Below are 20,364 nucleotides of genomic sequence, written 5' to 3' on the forward strand. Positions count from 1 at the left end.
TAGAAAACTTCACTAAAGATAAGTGGTTATCTTTAAAAGCTCATCCCAACTTAGAGCCTTCTGCTGGCCAGAAGCTAGATGTTTAAGCTGCACCTGTTTGTGCGTGACTTCATCTGGACCAAAGATCACCACATGAGTGCTGCCATTTTTTTCGCACTTTTTCATCTGTTTGGAAAAGTTCCCTGTCAGCGAATAATTCACACTATGACCTTGATGGCGCAAGACTTCTGCCACTTGCAACAGATAGGTACGGTACTCGTGATTCATATCTACAATGCCAAGACTTGTGACTTGAGGGCGTTGAAATTGAGTCAGCAGTAACAGGCGTTCAAGACCTGCGGCCCAACCAAAACTGGGACAGTCAGGTCCTCCCATGCTTGAGATCAGATGATCGTATCTGCCTCCTGCAAGCAGTGTTCCTTGGGCGCCAAGTTCTGAATGTTGAATTTCAAAGACGGTGTCGTTGTAGTAGTCCAGTCCGCGCACCAACTTGGATTCGTAGGTGTAAGGAATTTCAAGAGCTTTTAAATGAGTCTCGACCTCAGCAATATAGGCTAAACTTTCAGAACTTAAATACTGTTTAAGCTCTGGTCCGCCGATTAAGAGTTTCTGATCGTTTTCATCCTTGCTGTCTAAAATGCGTAGAGGATTCGTGCTGAGTCTATTTTGACTGTCTTCAGAGAGCTGAGTTTTTTTGCTGGTCAAAAACTTCACAAGGTCGTCTTTAAATTTTTTTCTTTCAGGGGCTTGGCCCAATGAATTCAGTAAAATCTGGGCGTGTGTGTGTAGGTTTAAGTCTTTTACTATGCGCCAACCCAGAGCAATGATCTCTGCGTCTACAATGGGGTCCCTTTGTCCAAGACATTCTACACCTAGCTGGGTGAACTGCCGCAGGCGTCCTTTTTGAGGGCGCTCGTGTCGGAACATAGGGCCTTGATAAAACACTTTATAAGGGAGTTCGCGAAAAAGTTTGTGACTGACAAAAAGCCTAGCGATACTGGCTGTGGCTTCAGGGCGAAGAACCATAAGGTCCCCACCTTTATCAGTAAAGGTGTACATCTCTTTGGTGACCACATCGGTGTCATCGCCTAAGCTTTTTAAAAAGACTTCGGCGTGTTCAAAAATAGGAGTTTCGTGCTCTAAAAACCCATACTGTTGCACGCATTTTCTGACCACAGCTAAAACCTGTTGTCTGTGGTAAATCTCATCAGGGAAAATATCAGGGCAGCCTTTGGGGGCTTGAAGACGACTCATAAACACTCCTAGGTTTCTAAATTACTGTATCTGTCTTGCGGATGGCAAGAGTTCTGGTATCTTTAGGGCTAAAGATTTTGAATTCCAGTATTAGGGGGCAAATATGGCAACTCAGAAAAAGAAAGCAGCTAAGAAAAACAAAAAAACCAGCAAAAAAGCACAGAAAAAAGCGAGCCGAAAGACAACTAAAAAGGCCCCTAAGAAAATCGCCAAAACAGCGAGCAAGAAAGCAAAAAAGACAAAGGCAAGTCAAACAGTCAGCAAGAAGGCCAGCGCAAAGTCCAAAGCCAGTAAGAAAAAAACGAATAAAGCTGCAAAGGCAAAAAAGACTTCATCTAAAAAAGCAGTAAAAACTGTGTCTGGGAGCAAAAAGAAAATAACATCTGCAAAAAAAACAAAATCGGCAGGAGCTAAATCTGCACCTAAGACTAAAACCAAGTCTGTGACTCAAAAATCTAAAACCACCACACCTGCTTCTGTGGTGTCGAAAACTTCTTTAAAGGTGGGGGACAGAGTTCCTCATTTTGTCGCTCAAGCCACAAAGGGGACTGTGAGTCTGGACGGTCTTAAAGGTAAAAAAGTAGTGATTTATTTTTACCCCAAGGATCACACACCAGGGTGCACCATTGAAGGGCATGACTTCTCCAAAGCCCTTCCTGAATTTACGTCTCACAACACACTTGTGTATGGAGTTTCAAGAGACTCTTTATCTTCCCATGCAAGCTTTATTGATAAACAGTGTTACACCATTGATCTGATCAGTGATCCCGAAGAAAAGTTGTGCCAGATTTTTGGAGTGATGGCCGAAAAAAGTCTTTATGGTCGTCAGTATATAGGTGTAGATCGCAGTACATTTTTGATTGATGAATCAGGTGTGGTGACCCACGTCTGGCGTAACGTCAAAGTTGATGGGCATGTGGACGAGGTATTAAAAGCCGCAAAGGGTGAGTCGTGAGTGATGTGCGTTTAGATTTTGCTCAAGAGATTTATGACATCTCACCTGTGATCAACTCTGAGCTTGCGGTGTTTCCAGGGGATGTGCCCTTTAGACAAGAGACCTCTTTAGATCAAAACAAAGGGGATCATTTGTATCTCTCAGCCATGACGACCACCTTACACATTGGGGCTCATGCTGATGCCCCCTTGCACTACGGAAAAAACGCACCCTCTATAGATGTGCGTTCACTTCGTCCCTATATGGGAGAGTGTCAGGTGGTGCGTGTTAAAACTCCAATGGGTCAGAGAATATCTTTAGCAGACTTTGATGTAGAAGTGATCAAAGCTCCGCGTGTACTTTTTAAAACAGAATCTTTTTACCCTTATCGTTGGACAGACACTTTTAATTCTCTTTCTTCTGAGGTGATTGAAGCTTTGGTAAAAATAAAATCTGTCACCTTGGTAGGAATCGACACACCTTCTGTGGACCCCCACGATTCAAAAGATTTAGAAAGCCACAGCAGTTTACTGCAAAATGATGTCTCTGTACTTGAGGGCCTAGACCTTGAGAAGGTGCCTGAGGGGATGTATCAGCTCATCGCCTTGCCTTTAAAGATTCAAGGTGCAGACGCTTCGCCCGTGCGGGCCATCCTGTTGCGCTAAGTTTAATCCTATCGGATTTTGTTTCCGTTATGAGCAGGGTTTCTGACCAAGTCCAAATTGCCTTCGCTCACCTTAGGAAAGGCTTGGGCTTTTCTGTAAGCCGCAGCCAGTTCGGGAGAGAGTTTGTAAAGTGTGACGGCCTCAGGAAGTTTTTCATCCTGATAGTCTAAGCACTGTCCCTTAAAAATTCTTTTGCATGTTCCTGCAAAGAAATCCAAGATGGGTTCGTTGCTGTATTCGATGAACTGGGACACGATGGCACATCCATCATGCTTTTGAGCGCCACATCTTTTGCCCTTAAGTTCTGGAACAAAAATCACATCGCCAATGTTTAAAGCTCGGCGGTCGCCAAATCGTTGTTCATCACGAAAGGTCTTTCCTACAGAAATGCTATGACAGGGGTCAAGACACACTTTTTGATCATTGTATTTTTGATGCCCAAAAAATCCTTTACTGACTTGTGGGGCATAACCAAAGGGACATAGTGCGCTAGATAAGGATTCCGTGCGGTCAGTGTGTCCAAAAAAAAGTTGGTTGTTGTCGGTGTCAATGCAGTTTGTAAAAACATTCAGAGTGTCACTGTCGCAGTCTTCTTTAACAGGAGTGAAATACTTTGAAGGACTTCCTACTTTACCCAAGAGCCATTCTTTGTCCATACTTGCAGGGCATGTGGCTGACGCACTCAAAGCGATGAGGGTGGTAGGGATCAAACTGATTAGAATTTTAGAGATACAATTTTTCATAAAGATCATCATAGCGCACTTCCCGAGGCTTTGAAACAGCCTTTGGGGAAGTCTTTAAAGAGATTGGAGCTTAAAAACACAATATCGACCATGGTCCTGTTAGGAGTTAAAAATATCTTGGGGTAAGTGGGGCAAGTTGGAGCTTGAGATGAAAAAAGTAGAAAGCTTAAAGAAGTCGTTAAACACCTTGTGCTTTTCTGTAGCACTTTTTAAATACTCCGCTCCCGAAGACCCACCTGTTCCTACCTTTTGACCCAACATACGAAGCACCATTTGTGCATGACGATAACGCCAAACGGTCCACTTTTCATCTAAAGTGAGAAGGTGAGTGATGAGTTGAAATGCAGGCTGTAAAGAAGGTTGTTCTCGGTAAAGCTGAATGAACAAGGCCGCCATTAAGGCTTTGTGAGACAGACGCCAGAATTTTTCTTTGCGGAACTCTTCATACTTGATGGGGTCGGTGATGATTTCAAAGTTGTCTCTTTCTTGTCCTAATTTTTTTAAAGCACTTTGCAGGTCCTCACCTTGTAAGAACTTTTGTAGCTGCAAGGCCTCATCTTCAAACATTCTATGAACGGCGTTCTTGTACTCTTGCCAGAAGTTGTAGTTGTCCACTTGCAGATAAGGGGTTCTTTCTAGCCATTTTTCAACAGCAGTAAAAAGGCTGGGCCCTTGTTCTGACTTTAGAACACTGTCTTTGGCTTCGGCGTTTAAATATTGATGGTAAGGACATCCTCCCATCATGGCGCGATCTGAGGCTCTTAAGCCCATACGGTTTTCAATGAGTCTAAATTGTGAACTTTGAAAACCTGAAGCTGAAAAAAGTAAGTTTCTAAACTCTAAAAATTCAAGAGGCGTCATAGTTTCTAGAACGTCTATCTGGTCGATCAAAATTTTTTGAATCTCAAGAATGCGCAGCATGCGGTGGTTGGCGGTGTAAAGATCCGAGTCAGGAACAAAGTCTTTAGATAAGATTTTAATGATAGAATCTAGTTCCCATATAATCTGTTTGAACCACAGTTCATAGGTTTGATGAATAATAATAAACAGCATCTCTTCGTGAGCGGGTTCACCCTTTTTCGCGCTCTCTAGGAATTGTAAACTTGTAATGTTCTCTACTTGTAGATAAGAATTGTAACTGAAGTTTTCATTTTTAATGCTCATAAGTCCCTCTTTTGCAAGCGCGCTATTTCCGTACATAGATCTATAAGATCTTGCTCTGTGGTGTCAAAGCTTGTCATCAGTCTGACTACACATTCTTCGGGACTAGAAGGGGACTCCTCTTCCCAGACGTAGAAAAAGACTTTTTCCCGCAAGGGCTTAATCCATTTTTTTTGCAGGGCGCAAAAGACGGCGTTAGACTCTACGGGGTAAAGAGGTTTAATGCCCAAGGAAGTGAGCCTCAAGCTTAGGTCTTGTGCCCTCTCGGTGCTGTGCTTTGCAATTTCAGTCCATAAATGATTTTCAAAATAAGTTAGAAATTGTTGGGATAAAAAGCGAGCCTTTGAGGGCAACTGCAAACTCTGTTTTCTTTCAAACTTAAAGGCGTGAGCCTCTTGGGGAGAGGTTTTACTGTTAATTAAAACCATCTCACATCCTAAAAGCCCATTTTTAGTGCCCCCTAAGCTGATGGCGTCAGCGTGTGAGGCGATGTCTTTAAATGTGCAGTTCAAATGAACTACGGCGTTGGCCAGACGTGCTCCATCAATGTGTAAGAAAAGTCCTAGCTCTTTACAAACAGCAGAGATGTCTTGAATCTCTTTAAGGCTGTACACGGTCCCAAGTTCAGTGGGCTGAGTGAGGCTGACGGCTTGCAGTTGGCTGTAATGCTGGTCTCCGCGACGAATAAAAAACTGACGGATGTCTTGGGCTGAAATCTTGCCTTGATGGGTGGGAGCTAAAAGCAACTTACAACCTATGTGCTTCTGTGGGGCCCCACATTCATCTAAATGCAAATGCGCCTGATCCGAGCAGAGGACCGTGTGCCAAGGTTTTACGAAGTGATTCAGAGCTAAAACATTAGCAGCACTGCCATTAAAAACCAAATAGGAGTGAAACTGGGGTCCAAATATTTTTTTGATGGTGTCTCTTAGACTCAGACTCCAAGGATCACCCTCATAACTGTGACAATGGTCTTTGTTTATAGATAGTAAAGACTCTAGAATTTGTGGATGTACACCTGAGTGATTGTCACTGGCTAAACTACGTGGGGGATGTTTGGGGGATGTGGTCACAATGTGTTCTCCTTATGGGACGAGATACGTAATTGATATTACATATCTGATTATAGGGCGAGATTTGTAATTGATATTATATATCTGAATTCAATGAAATAGCTATGTTGAAGATTGGGCTGCGTGATGAAGGTATCTGTAAGCAATCTGTGCGGCCAGTTTGGCGGTGCGATGATCCTGATCTAGTGGGGGTGAGACTTCATAAATTCCCAAAACCTGCACGTCAAAATGATCCAGTAAAAAGCAAAACATCTGCAAGAACCCAAGGGGCTCAAGGCCTGTAGCAAAGGATTGACTGCACCCCATGGCATAGGCGTTAGAAAAAGCATCAATGTCGACACTCACATAACAGGGGCGATGGGGATTGGTCTCTGATTCTAATATTTTTTTAAATCGCGTGAAGTTTAAAAAAGACTGAGGATAACGCTCACTGCTCGTATAGAGATCAGAAAATGAAATCACTTGTCCTCCTTGGGACTTAAGCCACTGCAAATGCTCTTTGGAGTTGCAGTGCTCTTGGATGCCGATCTCGTAAAAATCAAAACCTCCGTGCTCTAACAGTCGATAAAAGGGGGTGCCACTTGTAATGCCATTGCTCATGGGTCTAACATCTAAGTGGGCATCAAAGTTAAAAATAAGAGGACGCAGACTAGATCCTGCATTTCTTTTTAAGAAATATTTTCCATCCACATAGCCGTAGTCATGTCCTCCGCCAAAGCTGATCAGTTTTTGTTTACTGCCAAGATTTTTCTCTAAAGCAGCCACAGCGACCTCGTGTCGAGAGGCGAGATCGGGCTGAGTGCTGAGATTTCCCAAGTCGGAAATCAAAGGCAAGTCGGTGTCTTCACCTCTAAAAGCAGGAGGGGTCATCTTAAATAAGAACTCACGAATGGCATTGGGAGCAAGGCGGGCTCCTGGGCGACCCGAATTATTTTTGATCCCTTCGTCATCAGGATAACCTACAAGCACAAAATCACTGCTGGCGATGTTGGGAGATAAATAAGAAACAACACGTAAATCAGATTTGGTGGTTTGCAGGTGGAGGTCTTCGGGGTGAACGGGCTCAAACATACTTTATTCCTTTATGATCTCTCTTAGGATCAGTCATAAAGGAATATTAGCAGGGTCAATGTGAAGATAAAAGGGGCTCTGCTTACTTGATGCCCAGTAGAAGTCCCCAATGGTAATTGGAAAACTGACCTTGTTGGTTTTGTGGTGGAGAGACGGTGCGGTACTTTTCTGTTGTTAAAGCTAAAGGGATTTTAACCTGAGTGTTTAAGAGTTCACCCGTGGCATTGGTCTCTTGAATGGTTAAGGCCAAATGGTCTACAGTTTCCATCTTATCCTGAGCGCGCGGTTTAGCGTGCACCAGAGACACCCCAAGTAACGTGCCTTTCACTACAGAGGAACTTTGAATTTCTGCCCCACGCCCTTCCCAAAATACAAACTGTACTGTTTGCCCCTGACGGGTTGAAGGGAATGAAAGGCTTTTTAAATATCCTATAAGGCTTGGGGTGTTAATGCTGTAAAAAGAGCCTTCAAGCTTTAGAGCTTCAAAAATTGGATCTAAACTTTTCTCCCCATTCTGGTTCCATTTCGCGCGCGTTGATTCTGTACTTTTGAGAGGAATGGTATTGGTGGAAAGAGGCGTATCTATCTTATTGTTCCGAGAGATATAAAACCTCACACTGGGGTCTAAAAAGTCAGTAGTAGAACTTGGGTTAGGGACTGTAATCTCTTTTAAATACCCTAAACAAGCGGCATTAGCCCAAGACAGCGTAGGGGTGATAAGTGTCAATAAGATACACATGGAAAACACACTTTTTGTCATCTTTACCTCAGTAATTTCAATAAGTTAGAACTTATACCCTTTTCCTTACCAATAATCCAGCAATAAAAGTGCCATTCTATTGGGGGGGCTTGGGTTCGGGTTGGATTTGGAGATTATTTTATGTGCACTCAAAATGCTCAGACAGTGACGTTTGGCATGCTTTTGCGTTCGCAAAAGAATGCCAAGCCGAACTCGCATTTTGACCACACATAAAATAATCTCCAAATCCAACCCGAACGCCAGGCCGAGTGAGGGACTTTATCTGGGCTTACAGATGCTTGGGGTATGTGGTGAGGATTGGTTTTATGAGAAACAGACATGAGTGCCGTCTATTCTTACTGAGAGTTATCTTTTTTTAGTTCAGAGATAATAGTGGCTTTGAAAGGGTTTAATTTTTCTCCTAGGTCTAAAGTTTCTAGGGTGGGGATCAGTTCTGTGGCTTTTAAGTTAAGGGCCATGATAAGCGCATTGCGTTTTAGGCCGAAGCCTCGAGGGCGAGTCAGTGGGGTGCTTGCAAACTGTTTTTCTAGGCTTTTATGAGAGGAGTTTAAAATTTCAAGAATAGTTTTTAAACTGTGCGCTCGACTCCACTGTGCTGAGGGAGGCGAGGTGGGTTGATGTTTGTATTCAAAGACTTTTTGATTCCAGGGGCAAACATCTTGGCAGATGTCACAACCAAAAAACCAAGTACCAAATTTTTTAGCCAGTGCAAGCGGTGGGGTGGTTTTGGCTTCAATGGTCCAATAGGAAATGCACTTGCTGGCATCAAGTTTAGTTTTAGTGGGGGAGTCAGAATCTACACTTAGAGCTTCAGTGGGACAGGCTTCAATGCACTTGGTGCACTTTCCACAACGATCAGGGTGAACAGTGATGTCAGGCAAGGCGGAACTTAAGGGCAGACTGGTGATGATTTCGCCAATTAAAAAAAAGCTGCCTTTGTGAGAGTGAATGACACAGGTGTTTTTACCAAACCAACCAAGGCCCGCCTGGTAAGCAAAATCTCTTTCCATAATGGGTTGAGAGTCCGTGGCAGGCAAAAAATGGTGATGCGGGAAGGTTGATTTTAATTTCTCACAGGCCTGTTGCAGTTTATGTTTAAACCAATAATGGTAGTCTATCCCTTGAGCGTACTTGGCGATATGAAACGCTTGGTTCACATCATTAAGACTTTCATGGGGTTCAGGGTGATGAAAGTAAGACTCGGTGACAACAATGGTGCTCTGGGCATCAGGCAGAATGTGTTTAAGGTCTTTTTTGGTTTCAAGATGATCTCGGAGGTAGTGCATCTGTGCGTTTAGACCTTCATCGAGCCAATTTTGGTAAAAGGACATCGAAACAGGGGTGGTCAGAGGCAGGGCGCTCACCTGATCAAAAGAAAATTCAGTAAGTAAACTCTGGATTTGTTCTCTCACCAGATGACACTTATAATGAGAAGCATGGACGGTCAAAACATCTTACGTATTCTGCAAAAAGATCCAAGGTATAAAGACCTTCAAGGGATATTTTCTACTCTGCAAAGCGCAGGTCATGAAATTTATTTGGTCGGTGGATGTGTTCGTGACGCCTTATTAGGACGAGAGATTCACGATTATGATTTTGCAACTTCTGCAAAGCCTGATGAAACTAGGTCTCTATTTGCTAAAACTTTAAATCATGGCAAGGCTTTTGGGACGATCACTGTGGTCACTTCCAGTGCTCACTATGAAGTGACGACCTTTCGATTAGATATGAATTACAATGACCATCGTCGTCCAGAAAGCATCAATTACTCTGACTCTTATGTTGAAGATTCCAAACGTCGCGATTTCACCATCAATGCTTTGTACGCCAACTCAAAAGGTGAGGTGCTGGATCCCCAAGAGGGCCTTAGGGATTTAAAGGCCAAGATTTTAAAATGTGTGGGAGGGGATGACCTGCGTGGTGCTGAGGAGCGATTTCGCGAAGACGCCTTAAGAATGTACCGTGCTCTTCGATTTGCCTCACAGCTTGATTTTCAGATTGAAGCTCTGACTTTAGAGGCTTTGACCTCTTTATGGCCTTTGACTGCACATATTTCTAAAGAGCGTCGTTATCAGGAATTTAAAAAGATGGTCGACGCTCCTTATTTTGCACATCATTTACCGATGATCTTTGAAAAGAGGTTTTTGCCTTGGCCCACAGACCCAATAAATTCATCCTATTTATGCTTAAGGATGAAGCAAGCGTGGGGTTTTAATGTTCGATTTAAAATCTTCTTGCTGGAATGGATGCGTTTGCAATCAAAGACCAAGGATATGGCAGAAGAGATGTTTGCTGGATTAAAGCAGACTTTAAGTTTAACTAAGGAAGAGGGCAAGTGGTTGAGTGTGGCACTGGGGCTTCTCTATTCTGAAAAACTACGAACGGATGGGGAAGGACTTCTGCGCTCTGATCAAAAAAAACCAGCTCCCGCAACTCCCCACCTGCTCAGAACAGCTGTGAAAGAAATTTTACATTCTGATACATCTATAGCGGCAGTAGAACTATTTTTATCTTGGGGTTCTCTTTTAGATGTCAAAGAGATGAAACTATTTTTTATTTTAAATGTAAATTTACAAGAATACATCCAAGAGGACGTACTTGTGCAGCTCCGCGGACTTTTAGCAAAGCACACTGAAATGCCTAAGCCTTTGGTGAAAGCTCAAGACATTCTCAGTGACACATTAAAGGGACAAAAATTAGGAGAGGCCCTTTCTGAAATCTACAAACAGCAAATTCTTCTGGGCATTACAAAAAAAGAACCCCTCTTGCAGTGGTTCTTTAATCAGAAAGATTAGAATTTAACTTTTAGGGTCGTGGTGTAAAGATGGTCCAGTCTTTCGCGTGCAGGAGTCGCATCAGGTGGCACGTTGTCATAGCTTAGTCTGTAAGCTAGTCCTAAAGAAAAGTTACCAGAAAGAATGACATCTAAAGAAGGTTCAAAACGAATCTCGATGTCTTCAGTGTTTTCAACGTTAAGTTTGCTTTCTAACCACACTTTAGCAGAAAGAGTGTCTGAAAATTTATTAGAAAGTTCAAAATAAGATCTCCAAAAGCTAGTGTCAGATACGGGACCACTTGCAGGACCAGAAACATAAGCCGTCTCTTGTCTGAACGAGTAACCTTGTTCCGTAAAGAACTTAAGAGTGTCAGATTTGATGAAGTGGTAGCTTAAACCCAAACCGCCTTCAATTCGTTTCTCAAATCCTCTGAAGTTGTCTTTAGCCCATGATCCTAAAGCAAAGGCACCGAGCTTTTCGTTGAAAAGTCGCTCGCCTTTCAACTCCGCTAAAGAGTTTTCTGAAGTCAGTTCGGAAACGCCACCCACTTCCCCTTTAGTTTGAAAGTATTCACCGCGTAGAGAAAGGTTGTAGTTTTCTAGTAGTGTATATTTGTTTAAGGTTTTAAAAGTGACAGACTGAGACTCTGTGTTTCCTTGGTTTACAATCACACCTGCTTCGGATTCACTAGAAAAGCTATTGTCCTGAGCAAGTACGGCGGTTGAAAGTGCCATCACCACGCCAAAGATCAAAGACTTAAGAGCTAAGAACGTGAGACCCAGTGGGGTACGTGCTATACTGTGTTTAGAGCTATACATAAAGACCTCATTTGGTGTATATGGTTAATCAAATTTGTAATTTTACAATAGGTTGTATTTTGTAACCCACATTAAGTAGTATTTTCAAAGTAGAGTGGCAAGGGCAAAAGGTGAAATGATGAATCAAGATTCAAAAAAAAACCAAAATTTAGGTTCAATGATGTCTCAGACTTCCCCCCTAGAGGACACTCAAAGTGAATATGAAGGAGCGGTAAGAAGCATTCGCTTGGAGCGGCCAAGACGCTTAAGAAAGAACGCTCGAGTGCGGGCCTCTGTGGCAGAAACGGTGCTTTCGCCTGCACACCTGATTCAGCCTATTTTTATAGCAGAAAAAACTGAGGACATCGCCTCAATGCCTGGCCAAAGACGTTTAAGTCTTAAAGACTTAGAGTCCCAAGCCTTAGAACTTCAAGAGCTAGGACTTTTTGGAGTCGCCTTATTTTCCAAAGTGGATGAAAAGCATAAAAACCCACTAGGCAGTTATGCTCTAGAAGACCGTTTGTATTTTGAAGCAATACAGATGCTCAAAGAAAGAGTGCCTGCGCTACAAGTGGTGACCGACTTGGCTTTAGATCCCTATAGCAGCACGGGCCATGATGGGGTCTTAAATGAAGAAGGTCGGATTTTAAATGATGAGACATGTGAGATTCTTTCTCAAATGGCTTTAAAGCATGCTGAAATGGGGGCCGACTTTGTTGCGCCCTCGGATATGATGGATGGACGAGTGTATGACATCCGCTGTGCTTTAGAATTAGGGGGCTATGATGATGTGGGCATTATTAGTTATAGTGCTAAATATGCTTCGTGCATGTATGGCCCATTTCGAGACGCGCTAGATTCTGCTCCTAAATCTGGAGATAAGAAGACTTATCAAATGGACCCCGCTAATTCCAAAGAGGCTATTAAAGAGGCGTTGCTTGATGTCTCAGAAGGAGCCGATTATGTGATGGTCAAGCCCGCGGGATTTTATTTGGATATCATAAGCAAAATTGAACAAAAGGTAAGCATCCCTGTGGCAGCTTATCAAGTCAGTGGCGAATACAGCGCGTTGTGCGCTGCATTTGAAAGAGGATGGCTCAATAGAGAGCAGGCCATTGATGAAAGTCTGCTTGCTATTCGACGAGCAGGGGCTTCGCTAGTGTTCACTTACTTTGCTAAAGAGTGGGCGCAAAAAAAATCTTAATGACAAAATGATGACAATTCCAAATCAAAATTAGTCTAAGTTATAAGTATGACTGAAGCTATTAACGTTGTGCATATTCCTAAAAACACTCTAGGAATGCCTTTGGACCTTAAGGACCAAAGACAAAATGCTGACGAGCTTTTGGGTCTACACCGCGCAGCCCTATCTTATGCCCAGCTAGAAGACCAGTTGGATGCCGCACAAGCTAGAAATGAAGCCCTGCTTTTTGAAACCTGCTTAAGAAAAATTTGGATCGTAAAATCTACCGATCAACTTGTAGCCACCGATCTTATGGATCAAGGTGTGAGTAGCTTTAAATCTCAAGAGGCTTATAAGTTTTTATTAGAAGTGATCTGTGGACTTCATTCACCTGTGGTGGGTGAAACAGAAGTTTTTGGTCAATTTAAAGAACAAGTGGTTAAAAAGACTAACCCCAAACATTCTTTGTTTAAAGTGGTCAGTCAGCTTGTCACAGATGCTAAAGACATTCGTCGTCAGTACCTTACACACTTAGGCAGCCAGACTTACGGCAGCTTTTGTCGCCGCGTCGTTTTAGATCAAAACGCCGTGGACATGATTGGGTTTGGAAGTTTTGCACAAAGCATTTTGCCTTGGGTTTCTAAAGAGCACATTGAAGGTCGTATTTTTGTGCGTGATCTTCAAAAGCATTTAGGTCTTCAAAACGAAGAGCGTGATCCTTCTAAATCCAAAGCGGGTTCTTTTTCTAAGTTTAAACTTCAAGATATAAAAACTTGGGCGCAGTCAGAACCTATGCACCAATCAGTGCTCATTCTTTGTGCCCCGATAGCGGCACAAGAGGTAAAAGCCCAAGGCTATGAGGTGGTGATTGATCTTCGAGAAACCGCCAAGACCGATCCTATAGCTCACTCTCAAGTGATCACCTTACAAGATGTGTTTGCAGAAATCCAAAAGGGCTCTGAGCATGCGCTAAACCAAAAGACTTTAGCTCTTGCTGAAGCCAGGGCGCGTGCGAGTCGATTTAACAACAGTATGATGCTTCGTCCTTTTGGTTGGGACGATATATGTGCGTAAGCTTAGGTTATGATTATTGGTTCAAGGAAAAGTGATTTAGCTGTCATCCAAGCTCAAAGCATTGCTGAAGTTTTACAGTTGCAAAACCCCCATTTACAGATTCAATTTTTTCAACGCCCTTCCATGGGTGATCTTAATTTAGATATCGACTTAAATAAAACAGGGTCTAAAGGGGTCTTCACCGCTGATTTTGTAGAGCATCTGCAAAAAGGGGACTGTGATGTGGTGGTCCACTCTTGGAAGGATTTGCCTATAGACAGTCATCCAGAGTTTAAAGTTCTTTCAGGCCCTTATCGTGAAGATCAAAGAGACATTTTATTTTTAAAACGTGCGTCTGATAAAAAATCTCATCTTAAAATTTTAACTTCAAGTCCTCGCAGAGAATTTCAACTGCAAGAGAACTTAAAAGATCTCTTGCCCTTTCAGGCAGAGATTTCCTTTCAAAGCATTCGTGGCAATATTCCTACACGGTTTAAAAAGTATCTGGATTCAGATGCTGACGGGTTTGTGGTGGCTAAAGCTGCTGTGGATCGGCTGATGGGGGCAAGTTCAGAATCTTATGCCGAGATTCAAAAGCAAATTCAAAATGTATTTTCACAGTGTTTATGGATGGTCTTACCACTTTCAGAATTTCCAACAGCTGCAGCCCAAGGGGCATTGGCTTTAGAAGTGCCAGTGCAAAGTTCGATACTTCCCACTTTGAAAAAGATTTCTAATTTGCAAGTGGCCGAGTGTGTGGAGTTAGAAAGACAAACTCATAAGTCTTATGGGGGAGGATGCCATCAGGCCATGGGATTTTCGGCCTTGGCTTTAAGTGAGGGGATTTTGTTTTTCACTTCAGGGCAAGATGAGGGTCTAAATTTTAAAACTCAAGAGTGGCGACCGAAAAGAAATTTGCCTGCAAGATTTCAGCTGCAAGAGATATTTTTATCTTCAACTGTTAAAGTTCAAAGAACGACAACGCCACCTGTCTCCTTTAAGGCGGATCATTACTCTGAATGTGTTATTTCTCGTTTTGAAGCCTTCCCTAAAGATTTAGGGGCGAACCCAAATGCTGTGATCTGGGCTGCGGGGACAAAAACATGGAAGAAGTTAGCCGCTCAAGGCACCTGGGTGCATGGAAGTTTAGATGGGTTAGGTTTAGATCATAAACCTGAATTTTGGTTTTTAAAATCTTATTCCAAGTATTGGTTCACTCACGCAGAGGCCTCTTCAGAGCATCTGGGTGATTTTACAAAAGTTCCTATGTATAAAGTGAATTACACTTTAGAAGCGGGGGACCTTGAGAATAAAAAGATCTTTTTTTGGAGCAGCGCTGAGCTGTTTCATAAGGCTTGGAAGCTCAACTCTGCGGCTTTAAAGCCCGCCTTGCATGTGTGTGGACTGGGGCGAACATCTTGGGCGATCAAATCCCTAATTCCTGACGCACAAATGTACTATGCCCTAGATGAACAGGAGTTTTTGCAAAGAGCCCTGCTGTAGTGATAAGGCATGATGAGACAGAGATATAAAAGTGAAGACACAAAATAAAGAAACCCACAGAGACATAAAGCGAATGTGAGAATCTAAGTAAACTAAATAAAGAGGTCGCCGATGAAATCAGAAGAATTATTTAACCGTGCTTTAAAGATCGCCCCTGGTGGTGTGCACTCTCCAGTGCGTGGGTTTCAAAATGTGGGAGGTCATCCCGTGTTTTTTAAATCAGCCAAAGGAGCCACTCTGGTTTCTGTGGAAGGCGATGAGTATTTAGATTTTTGCCAAAGCTTTGGGCCTTTGATTTTGGGTCATCAAGATGAAGACGTAAAGCAAGCCGTACACGAAATGATTGATACGATTTGGACTTCGGGAACTTGTGAACCTTACTCTTTGGAGCTAGCCGAAACCATCAAGGAACTGGCCTCACCTGTGGTGGAAAAATTAAGATTTGTCAGCAGTGGGACAGAAGCTGTAATGAGTGCGTTGCGTGTAGCGCGTGGAGCGACCAAAAAAGATAAAGTGATTAAATTTGAAGGCTGTTATCATGGACATGTGGATTCGCTTTTAGTCAAAGCTGGCAGTGGACTGGCGGATGGGGCAGCGGCTTCAGATTCCGCAGGAGTGTCATTGCAAACAGCAGCCCAAACCTTAGTTTTACCCTTAGACGATGAAAAGGCCTTTAGAGATTGTGTGGATGCCCACAAAGATGAAGTAGCGGCTGTGATTTTAGAACCCTTGCCTGCTAACTTTGGCCTTTTAATACAACGCCAAGAATTTGTGGAGTATGTGGCGTCTTACGCTAAAAAAAATGGCATTCTTGTGATCTTTGATGAGGTGATCTCTGGCTTTAGAATGGGATTTGGGGGAATGGCAAGGATCTTAGGCATTCAGCCTGATCTTGTGACTTATGGTAAAGTCCTTGGCGGTGGATTTCCTGTGGGATGTTACGGGGGACGCGCAGAGCTGATGGACTTAGTGGCTCCTTCAGGGCCTGTGTATCAAGCAGGAACTTTAAGTGCGTCGCCTGTGGGTATGGCCGCAGGTCTTGCACAACTTAAAAAAATGCAAAGATTAAATATTCACGACACCTTAGAGGCACGTGGGGCCCAACTTGAAAGAGGTTTTAACTCTATAGCACAATCTAAAGGGTGGAACATGCGTATGTTACGCCAAGGCTCTTTATTTTGGTTTGCCGACACCTCTAAAGGGGCTTTACGTCGTGTGGATCAAATTCCAACGGATCATAAATCCTTTTATAAGTATTTTTTTAAAGGCTTAATGTCTAGAAGACTTTATATGGCCCCCAGTGGTTTTGAAGTGGGATTTATTGGTTATGCTCACACTCAAGATGTGATAGAACGTGCCATTGGTATTTTTGTCGACGCCATGGATGAAGCTTTAGGGAAGGCATGAGTAAGAAGTTTATCTTAAGTTTTTTATGGTTAGGGTTCACCACAGCTTTAGGAAGTTGGTGGGTGTACTTTAGCTATTTACAATATAACTCCCTTAAGCAATCCAGCTGGGAGCACTCCTCAGATGTCTTACGTTACCAACGTATGCTGATCTATGAGGGAGGATTCTTTTTAGTGCTAGTGATTCTTGGTGGTGGGGCTTTGGTGTACTTTACCCTAAAAGAAAATGAAAGGCTCAATGAAAAAGAGGCCTTCTTTTCGGCCTTCAGTCATGACTTAAAAACTACGATCACCAATCTTAAGATCACTCTAGAAAAGATATTACAAAAAAAATCAGGGATCTCTAGCCAAGACCTGCAACGCCTTTTTAATGAAAGTCATCGCTTAAGTTTACAACTTGAAAATTCGCTGCTTTTAGCACGACAAAAAGACATCAGAGCTGTCTTAAGTAAAGTCTCGTTGACCAACACCATTGCGTTTTTAAAACAAGCCTGGCCAGAACTTGAGGTCAGACTCAGTGGCAATGTGGAGCTGTATGCTGACTCTGTGCTTCTGACCAGTGTGGTGTCGAATATTTTGCAAAACGCCAAAGTGCATGGCGATGCTAAAACTATAGATATCCAAGTCGAAAGTTCAGAAGATAAACCTCAGGTGCAAATCCTAGTCAGTAATGATGGACATCCTTTTGAAGGAGACTATAGCAAACTGGGGGCAGAGTACTTTTCTCGTGGTCAGTACAGTGGGTCAGGCTTGGGCTTATTTATCAGTAAAAAGTTGATGAAAAAGATGCAAGGGGATTTAAGCTTTTGTGATTTTGAAGGTCAGTTTTGTGCGGTGTTAAATTTAAATCGGTTTAAGGCTTAAAAGGCAAAAAGATATGAAAAGTATTTGTTTACTCGAAGACAATCTTGAATTAGGTAGCTCCTTGGTGGAAAAGTTCCAAGAGACTAATTTTGTATGTCACTGGTTTAAAACACTTAAGGATGCGAAGACTCATTTAGATGTGCTCTTAAGTTCTGATCTTTTTATTTTGGATGTGGGCCTTCCTGATGGTTCGGGATTTGAATTTGCGCAGTGGTTACGTACCAATAAATACAATCAGCCTTTGATGTTCTTAACAGCCATGTCTTCAGCGGAAGATCGTTTAAGAGGTTATGAGTTAGGGGCTGAAGAGTACATCCCTAAGCCTTTTTTATTTAAAGAGCTTGAGATTCGAGTGCGCCACGTTTTAGACACTCATTTAAGCACAGATGAGTATGATCTTGGGGAACTTAAAATTGATTTTAAATCCATGTCTTTAATCTGGAGCAGTGGTGAAGTTTTATTTTTACAAAACAAAGACATGCAAATTTTAGAACTCATCATAAAAATGTCCCCCAAGGTGTTATCGCGCGATGAACTTTTAGATCGTGTCTGGGGAGAGGATCAATTTCCCACGGAACGTACCATTGACAACTGTATTGTGCGTTTAAGACAAAATTTAAAAGACTACGGCAAGTACCTGCGCTCTGTCAGAGGGGTAGGGTACCAGTGGATAGAAGTGGACGCGGCTGAACACAATAAATAACCGAAGAGGGCAACTTTTATGGTTGCCGCTTTTCACTGGAGATCAAAATGAACGTAAAATTTAAAAATGCTTTAAATCGTAGTCCTCAAGCGGTCCCCCCAATTTGGTTTATGCGACAGGCAGGAAGATACCATAAGCACTATCAAGGTTTGCGCTCCAAGTATTCGTTTATGGACTTGTGTAAAAAACCAGAGCTGGCCAGTGAAGTGGCCCTGGGTCCTATCCGCGATTTTGATTTTGATGTTTCTATTTTATTTTCAGACCTTTTATTTCCGCTTGAAGCTATGGGGATGGGTCTTGATTATAAACCAGGCCCAGTACTGGGTTGGCACTTAGATGCCACAAATATAAATCGTCTCACACCATGGGAAGATGCTGTGAGAGGAGTCGAGTTTCAAAAAGACGCTGTGCGGGCCACACGTGAACTTTTACCTCAAGACAAGAGTTTAATTGGATTTGTCGGTGGACCATGGACGCTGTTTTCTTATGCCGTAGAAGGCAGTCATAAGGATGGCCTTAAGAAGACCAAACAAAATTTATCTTTATTTAATACTTTTTGTGAAAACTTAGTTCCTCTACTTAAAGCCAATATTGCCTTACAGCTTGAAGCGGGATGTGAAGTGGTGATGATCTTTGACACCTCTTCTGGAGAGTTAAGCCCACAGGATTATCAAAGCTATGTGGTGCCTCAGATTTTAAAATTAGCGGAGACCTTCCCTAAAAGACTGGGTTACTATTCTAAAGGCACTACAGGGGATCACTACACTCAAGCACTTTATAGTGCCGCTTGGGCAGGTTTAGGCTTTGATCATCGTTGGGACATCAAGGCGGCTTTACAAAATTCTAAGCAACCTGGTTTTGTGCAAGGCAATTTTGATCAGTACTTTTTATTTCAAAACACAGAGGATTTTAAACGCAGCGTGGATCAGTACTTGTCACGTCTTCAGGAACTCAGTCCCAGTGAACGTGCAGGGTGGGTGTGTGGTTTAGGACATGGAGTTTTACCAGAAACTCCTGAGGATCATGTGAAATATTTTGTTCAAAGAGTCAGAGAGGTGTTAGGTGAGTAGTGAACTGTTAAATAAATATGATGTGCCCGCTCCTCGATACACCAGTTATCCTACGGTGCCCTATTGGAATGATGATCCCACATCAGAAGAATGGGTGACATCCCTAAGAAAGTATTTTTCTCAAGACCACACCACGTGGTCCATGTACATTCATATTCCTTTTTGTGAAACTCTATGTACATTTTGTGGATGTAATACCATTATCACCAGAGACCACAAAAGAGAAAACCCCTATCTTGAAAATTTAATCAAAGAGTGGAAGCTTTACGTAGAAAAAGTTCCAGAGATCAAAACCAAACCTTTAAAAGAGCTGCATCTAGGTGGCGGAACACCTACTTTTTTTTCGGCACAGAATCTTTCGCAGTTGATTTCAGAAATTCTTAAAGATGTCACCTTAGCTGAAGATTTTGAAGGAGGCATTGAAGTTGATCCTAGAAGAACCAAAGAAGATCAATTGCAAGCTCTTCGTGAACTTGGATTTTGTCGAGTCAGTATGGGCGTTCAAGATTTTGATCCTGAAGTGCAAAGACTGGTGAACCGCATTCAACCTGAATCCATGACCTATGATCTGACCCAAAAAGCGCGCGCACTAGGGTACTCTTCAGTCAATTATGATCTGATTTATGGCTTGCCCAAGCAGACCCCCGAAAGCATCGAGGTTTTAGCGCAAAAGACTTTGCAACATAAACCTGATCGTATCGCACTTTACTCTTTTGCTATGGTGCCTTGGATTAAACCTACTCATCGAATTTATAAAGATGAAGATTTACCTCAGGGTGCAGACAAGCGTCGACTGTATGAAATTGCTCGTAATATTTTAACTGAAGGTGGGTATGTTGAAATCGGTATGGATCACTTTGCCTTAAAGACGGACTCTTTGTACTCGGCAACTGAAAACCAAACCTTGCATCGTAATTTTATGGGTTACACTCCTTTTAGAACTAATATTTTATTGGGTTTAGGTGTGAGTTCTATTTCAGAAACTCCAGATTGCTTTCATCAAAACGAAAAGAAACTTCCCGTGTACGAAAGAATGTTAGAACAAGCTGAACTGACGACATTTCGAGGGCACAAGCTCACCGCTTTAGATCAAAGACGTCGAGAACAGATTTTAAATTTGATGACATTGTGGGAAGCGCAGTTAGATGATCAGGTTCATGAAGAACGTATTAAGGAGTATTTGACTGAGATGATTGCTGACGGTTTGGTGGAAGTGAAAGACCTTAAAATGCGCATCACAGATAAAGGGCAACCTTTTTTAAGAAATGCGTGCATGGCTCTTGATGAGCGTTTAAGAGAAGTGTATCCCGATAAAAAAATATTCTCTCAATCACTATAGGGTCAAGC

Annotated in this window: 19 protein-coding genes; 11 read left to right on the forward strand and 8 right to left on the reverse strand. The window is 42.5% G+C overall.

All coding sequences use genetic code 11. The annotated features are described in order from the left end of the window. Positions 1-12: 12 nt before the first annotated feature. Entirely contained in the window at positions 13-1,254 is a 1,242-nt protein-coding gene (gene hisS, locus M9899_09555) for a histidine--tRNA ligase (protein ID MCO5114405.1), read from the reverse strand. Between the two features lie 103 nt (positions 1,255-1,357). On the opposite strand from hisS, the gene M9899_09560 reads away from it, so the two are divergent. Together M9899_09560 and M9899_09565 are read left to right on the forward strand one after the other, a co-directional pair. Further along, entirely contained in the window at positions 1,358-2,209 is an 852-nt protein-coding gene (locus M9899_09560; protein MCO5114406.1) for a peroxiredoxin, read from the forward strand. Next, a complete protein-coding gene (locus M9899_09565) occupies positions 2,206-2,853 on the forward strand; it encodes a cyclase family protein (GenBank protein ID MCO5114407.1) in 648 nt (215 codons plus the stop codon). Before M9899_09560 ends, M9899_09565 begins: the two co-directional genes overlap by 4 nt. A gap of 8 nt (positions 2,854-2,861) precedes the next feature. On the opposite strand, the gene M9899_09570 is transcribed toward M9899_09565, so the two are convergent. The 6 genes from M9899_09570 to queG all read right to left on the reverse strand — a co-directional run bounded on the left by M9899_09570 (position 2,862) and on the right by queG (position 9,073). Then, positions 2,862-3,596, reverse strand: a complete 735-nt coding sequence (locus M9899_09570; protein MCO5114408.1) for a hypothetical protein — start codon at positions 3,594-3,596, stop codon at positions 2,862-2,864. A 99-nt stretch (positions 3,597-3,695) separates the two neighbouring features. Continuing rightward, entirely contained in the window at positions 3,696-4,760 is a 1,065-nt protein-coding gene (locus M9899_09575; protein ID MCO5114409.1) for a tryptophan 2,3-dioxygenase, read from the reverse strand. Further along, positions 4,757-5,830 (reverse strand): beta-eliminating lyase-related protein, encoded by a 1,074-nt coding sequence (locus M9899_09580; GenBank protein ID MCO5114410.1) that lies wholly within the window; start codon positions 5,828-5,830, stop codon positions 4,757-4,759. The genes M9899_09575 and M9899_09580 overlap by 4 nt, the downstream gene beginning before the upstream one ends. A gap of 102 nt (positions 5,831-5,932) precedes the next feature. Further along, complete coding sequence (locus tag M9899_09585; protein MCO5114411.1) at positions 5,933-6,901, reverse strand: formimidoylglutamase; 969 nt, start codon at positions 6,899-6,901, stop codon at positions 5,933-5,935. An 82-nt stretch (positions 6,902-6,983) separates the two neighbouring features. Next, entirely contained in the window at positions 6,984-7,640 is a 657-nt protein-coding gene (locus M9899_09590) for a hypothetical protein (protein ID MCO5114412.1), read from the reverse strand. 356 nt (positions 7,641-7,996) lie between these two features. Continuing rightward, positions 7,997-9,073 (reverse strand): tRNA epoxyqueuosine(34) reductase QueG, encoded by a 1,077-nt coding sequence (gene queG, locus M9899_09595; protein MCO5114413.1) that lies wholly within the window; start codon positions 9,071-9,073, stop codon positions 7,997-7,999. Between the two features lie 24 nt (positions 9,074-9,097). On the opposite strand from queG, the gene M9899_09600 reads away from it, so the two are divergent. Next, the gene (locus M9899_09600; GenBank protein MCO5114414.1) at positions 9,098-10,456 is read left to right on the forward strand and encodes a hypothetical protein; all 1,359 of its coding nucleotides are present in this window, start codon (positions 9,098-9,100) and stop codon (positions 10,454-10,456) included. Here the strand turns inward: M9899_09600 and M9899_09605 are convergent. Continuing rightward, a complete protein-coding gene (locus M9899_09605; protein MCO5114415.1) occupies positions 10,453-11,256 on the reverse strand; it encodes a DUF481 domain-containing protein in 804 nt (267 codons plus the stop codon). The two genes, M9899_09600 and M9899_09605, sit on opposite strands and share 4 nt — an antisense overlap. Before the next feature lie 115 nt (positions 11,257-11,371). Here M9899_09605 and hemB point away from each other — a divergent pair, with 115 nt between their 5' ends. The 8 genes from hemB (at position 11,372) to hemN (ending at position 20,356) form a co-directional block, all read left to right on the forward strand. Continuing rightward, positions 11,372-12,439 (forward strand): porphobilinogen synthase, encoded by a 1,068-nt coding sequence (gene hemB / locus M9899_09610; GenBank protein ID MCO5114416.1) that lies wholly within the window; start codon positions 11,372-11,374, stop codon positions 12,437-12,439. A gap of 48 nt (positions 12,440-12,487) precedes the next feature. Further along, a complete protein-coding gene (locus M9899_09615) occupies positions 12,488-13,492 on the forward strand; it encodes a hypothetical protein (GenBank protein MCO5114417.1) in 1,005 nt (334 codons plus the stop codon). Between the two features lie 9 nt (positions 13,493-13,501). Next, complete coding sequence (locus M9899_09620) at positions 13,502-14,974, forward strand: hypothetical protein (GenBank protein ID MCO5114418.1); 1,473 nt, start codon at positions 13,502-13,504, stop codon at positions 14,972-14,974. Between the two features lie 111 nt (positions 14,975-15,085). Continuing rightward, entirely contained in the window at positions 15,086-16,381 is a 1,296-nt protein-coding gene (locus M9899_09625) for a glutamate-1-semialdehyde 2,1-aminomutase (GenBank protein ID MCO5114419.1), read from the forward strand. After that, positions 16,378-17,244, forward strand: coding sequence for a HAMP domain-containing histidine kinase (locus M9899_09630; GenBank protein ID MCO5114420.1), 867 nt, complete (start codon positions 16,378-16,380; stop codon positions 17,242-17,244). The genes M9899_09625 and M9899_09630 overlap by 4 nt, the downstream gene beginning before the upstream one ends. A gap of 13 nt (positions 17,245-17,257) precedes the next feature. Next, positions 17,258-17,947, forward strand: coding sequence for a response regulator transcription factor (locus M9899_09635; GenBank protein MCO5114421.1), 690 nt, complete (start codon positions 17,258-17,260; stop codon positions 17,945-17,947). Positions 17,948-17,994: 47 nt separating this feature from the next. Next, positions 17,995-19,017 carry a uroporphyrinogen decarboxylase gene (locus M9899_09640; GenBank protein ID MCO5114422.1) on the forward strand — a complete coding sequence of 341 codons (1,023 nt, stop codon included), beginning with the start codon at positions 17,995-17,997 and terminating at the stop codon, positions 19,015-19,017. Continuing rightward, entirely contained in the window at positions 19,010-20,356 is a 1,347-nt protein-coding gene (gene hemN / locus M9899_09645) for an oxygen-independent coproporphyrinogen III oxidase (protein ID MCO5114423.1), read from the forward strand. Before M9899_09640 ends, hemN begins: the two co-directional genes overlap by 8 nt. The last annotated feature ends 8 nt before the right edge of the window (positions 20,357-20,364 follow it).

The sequence above is a fragment of the Pseudobdellovibrionaceae bacterium genome (assembly GCA_023954155.1).
In the GTDB taxonomy this organism is placed as follows: Bacteria; Bdellovibrionota; Bdellovibrionia; order Bdellovibrionales; family UBA1609; genus JAMLIO01.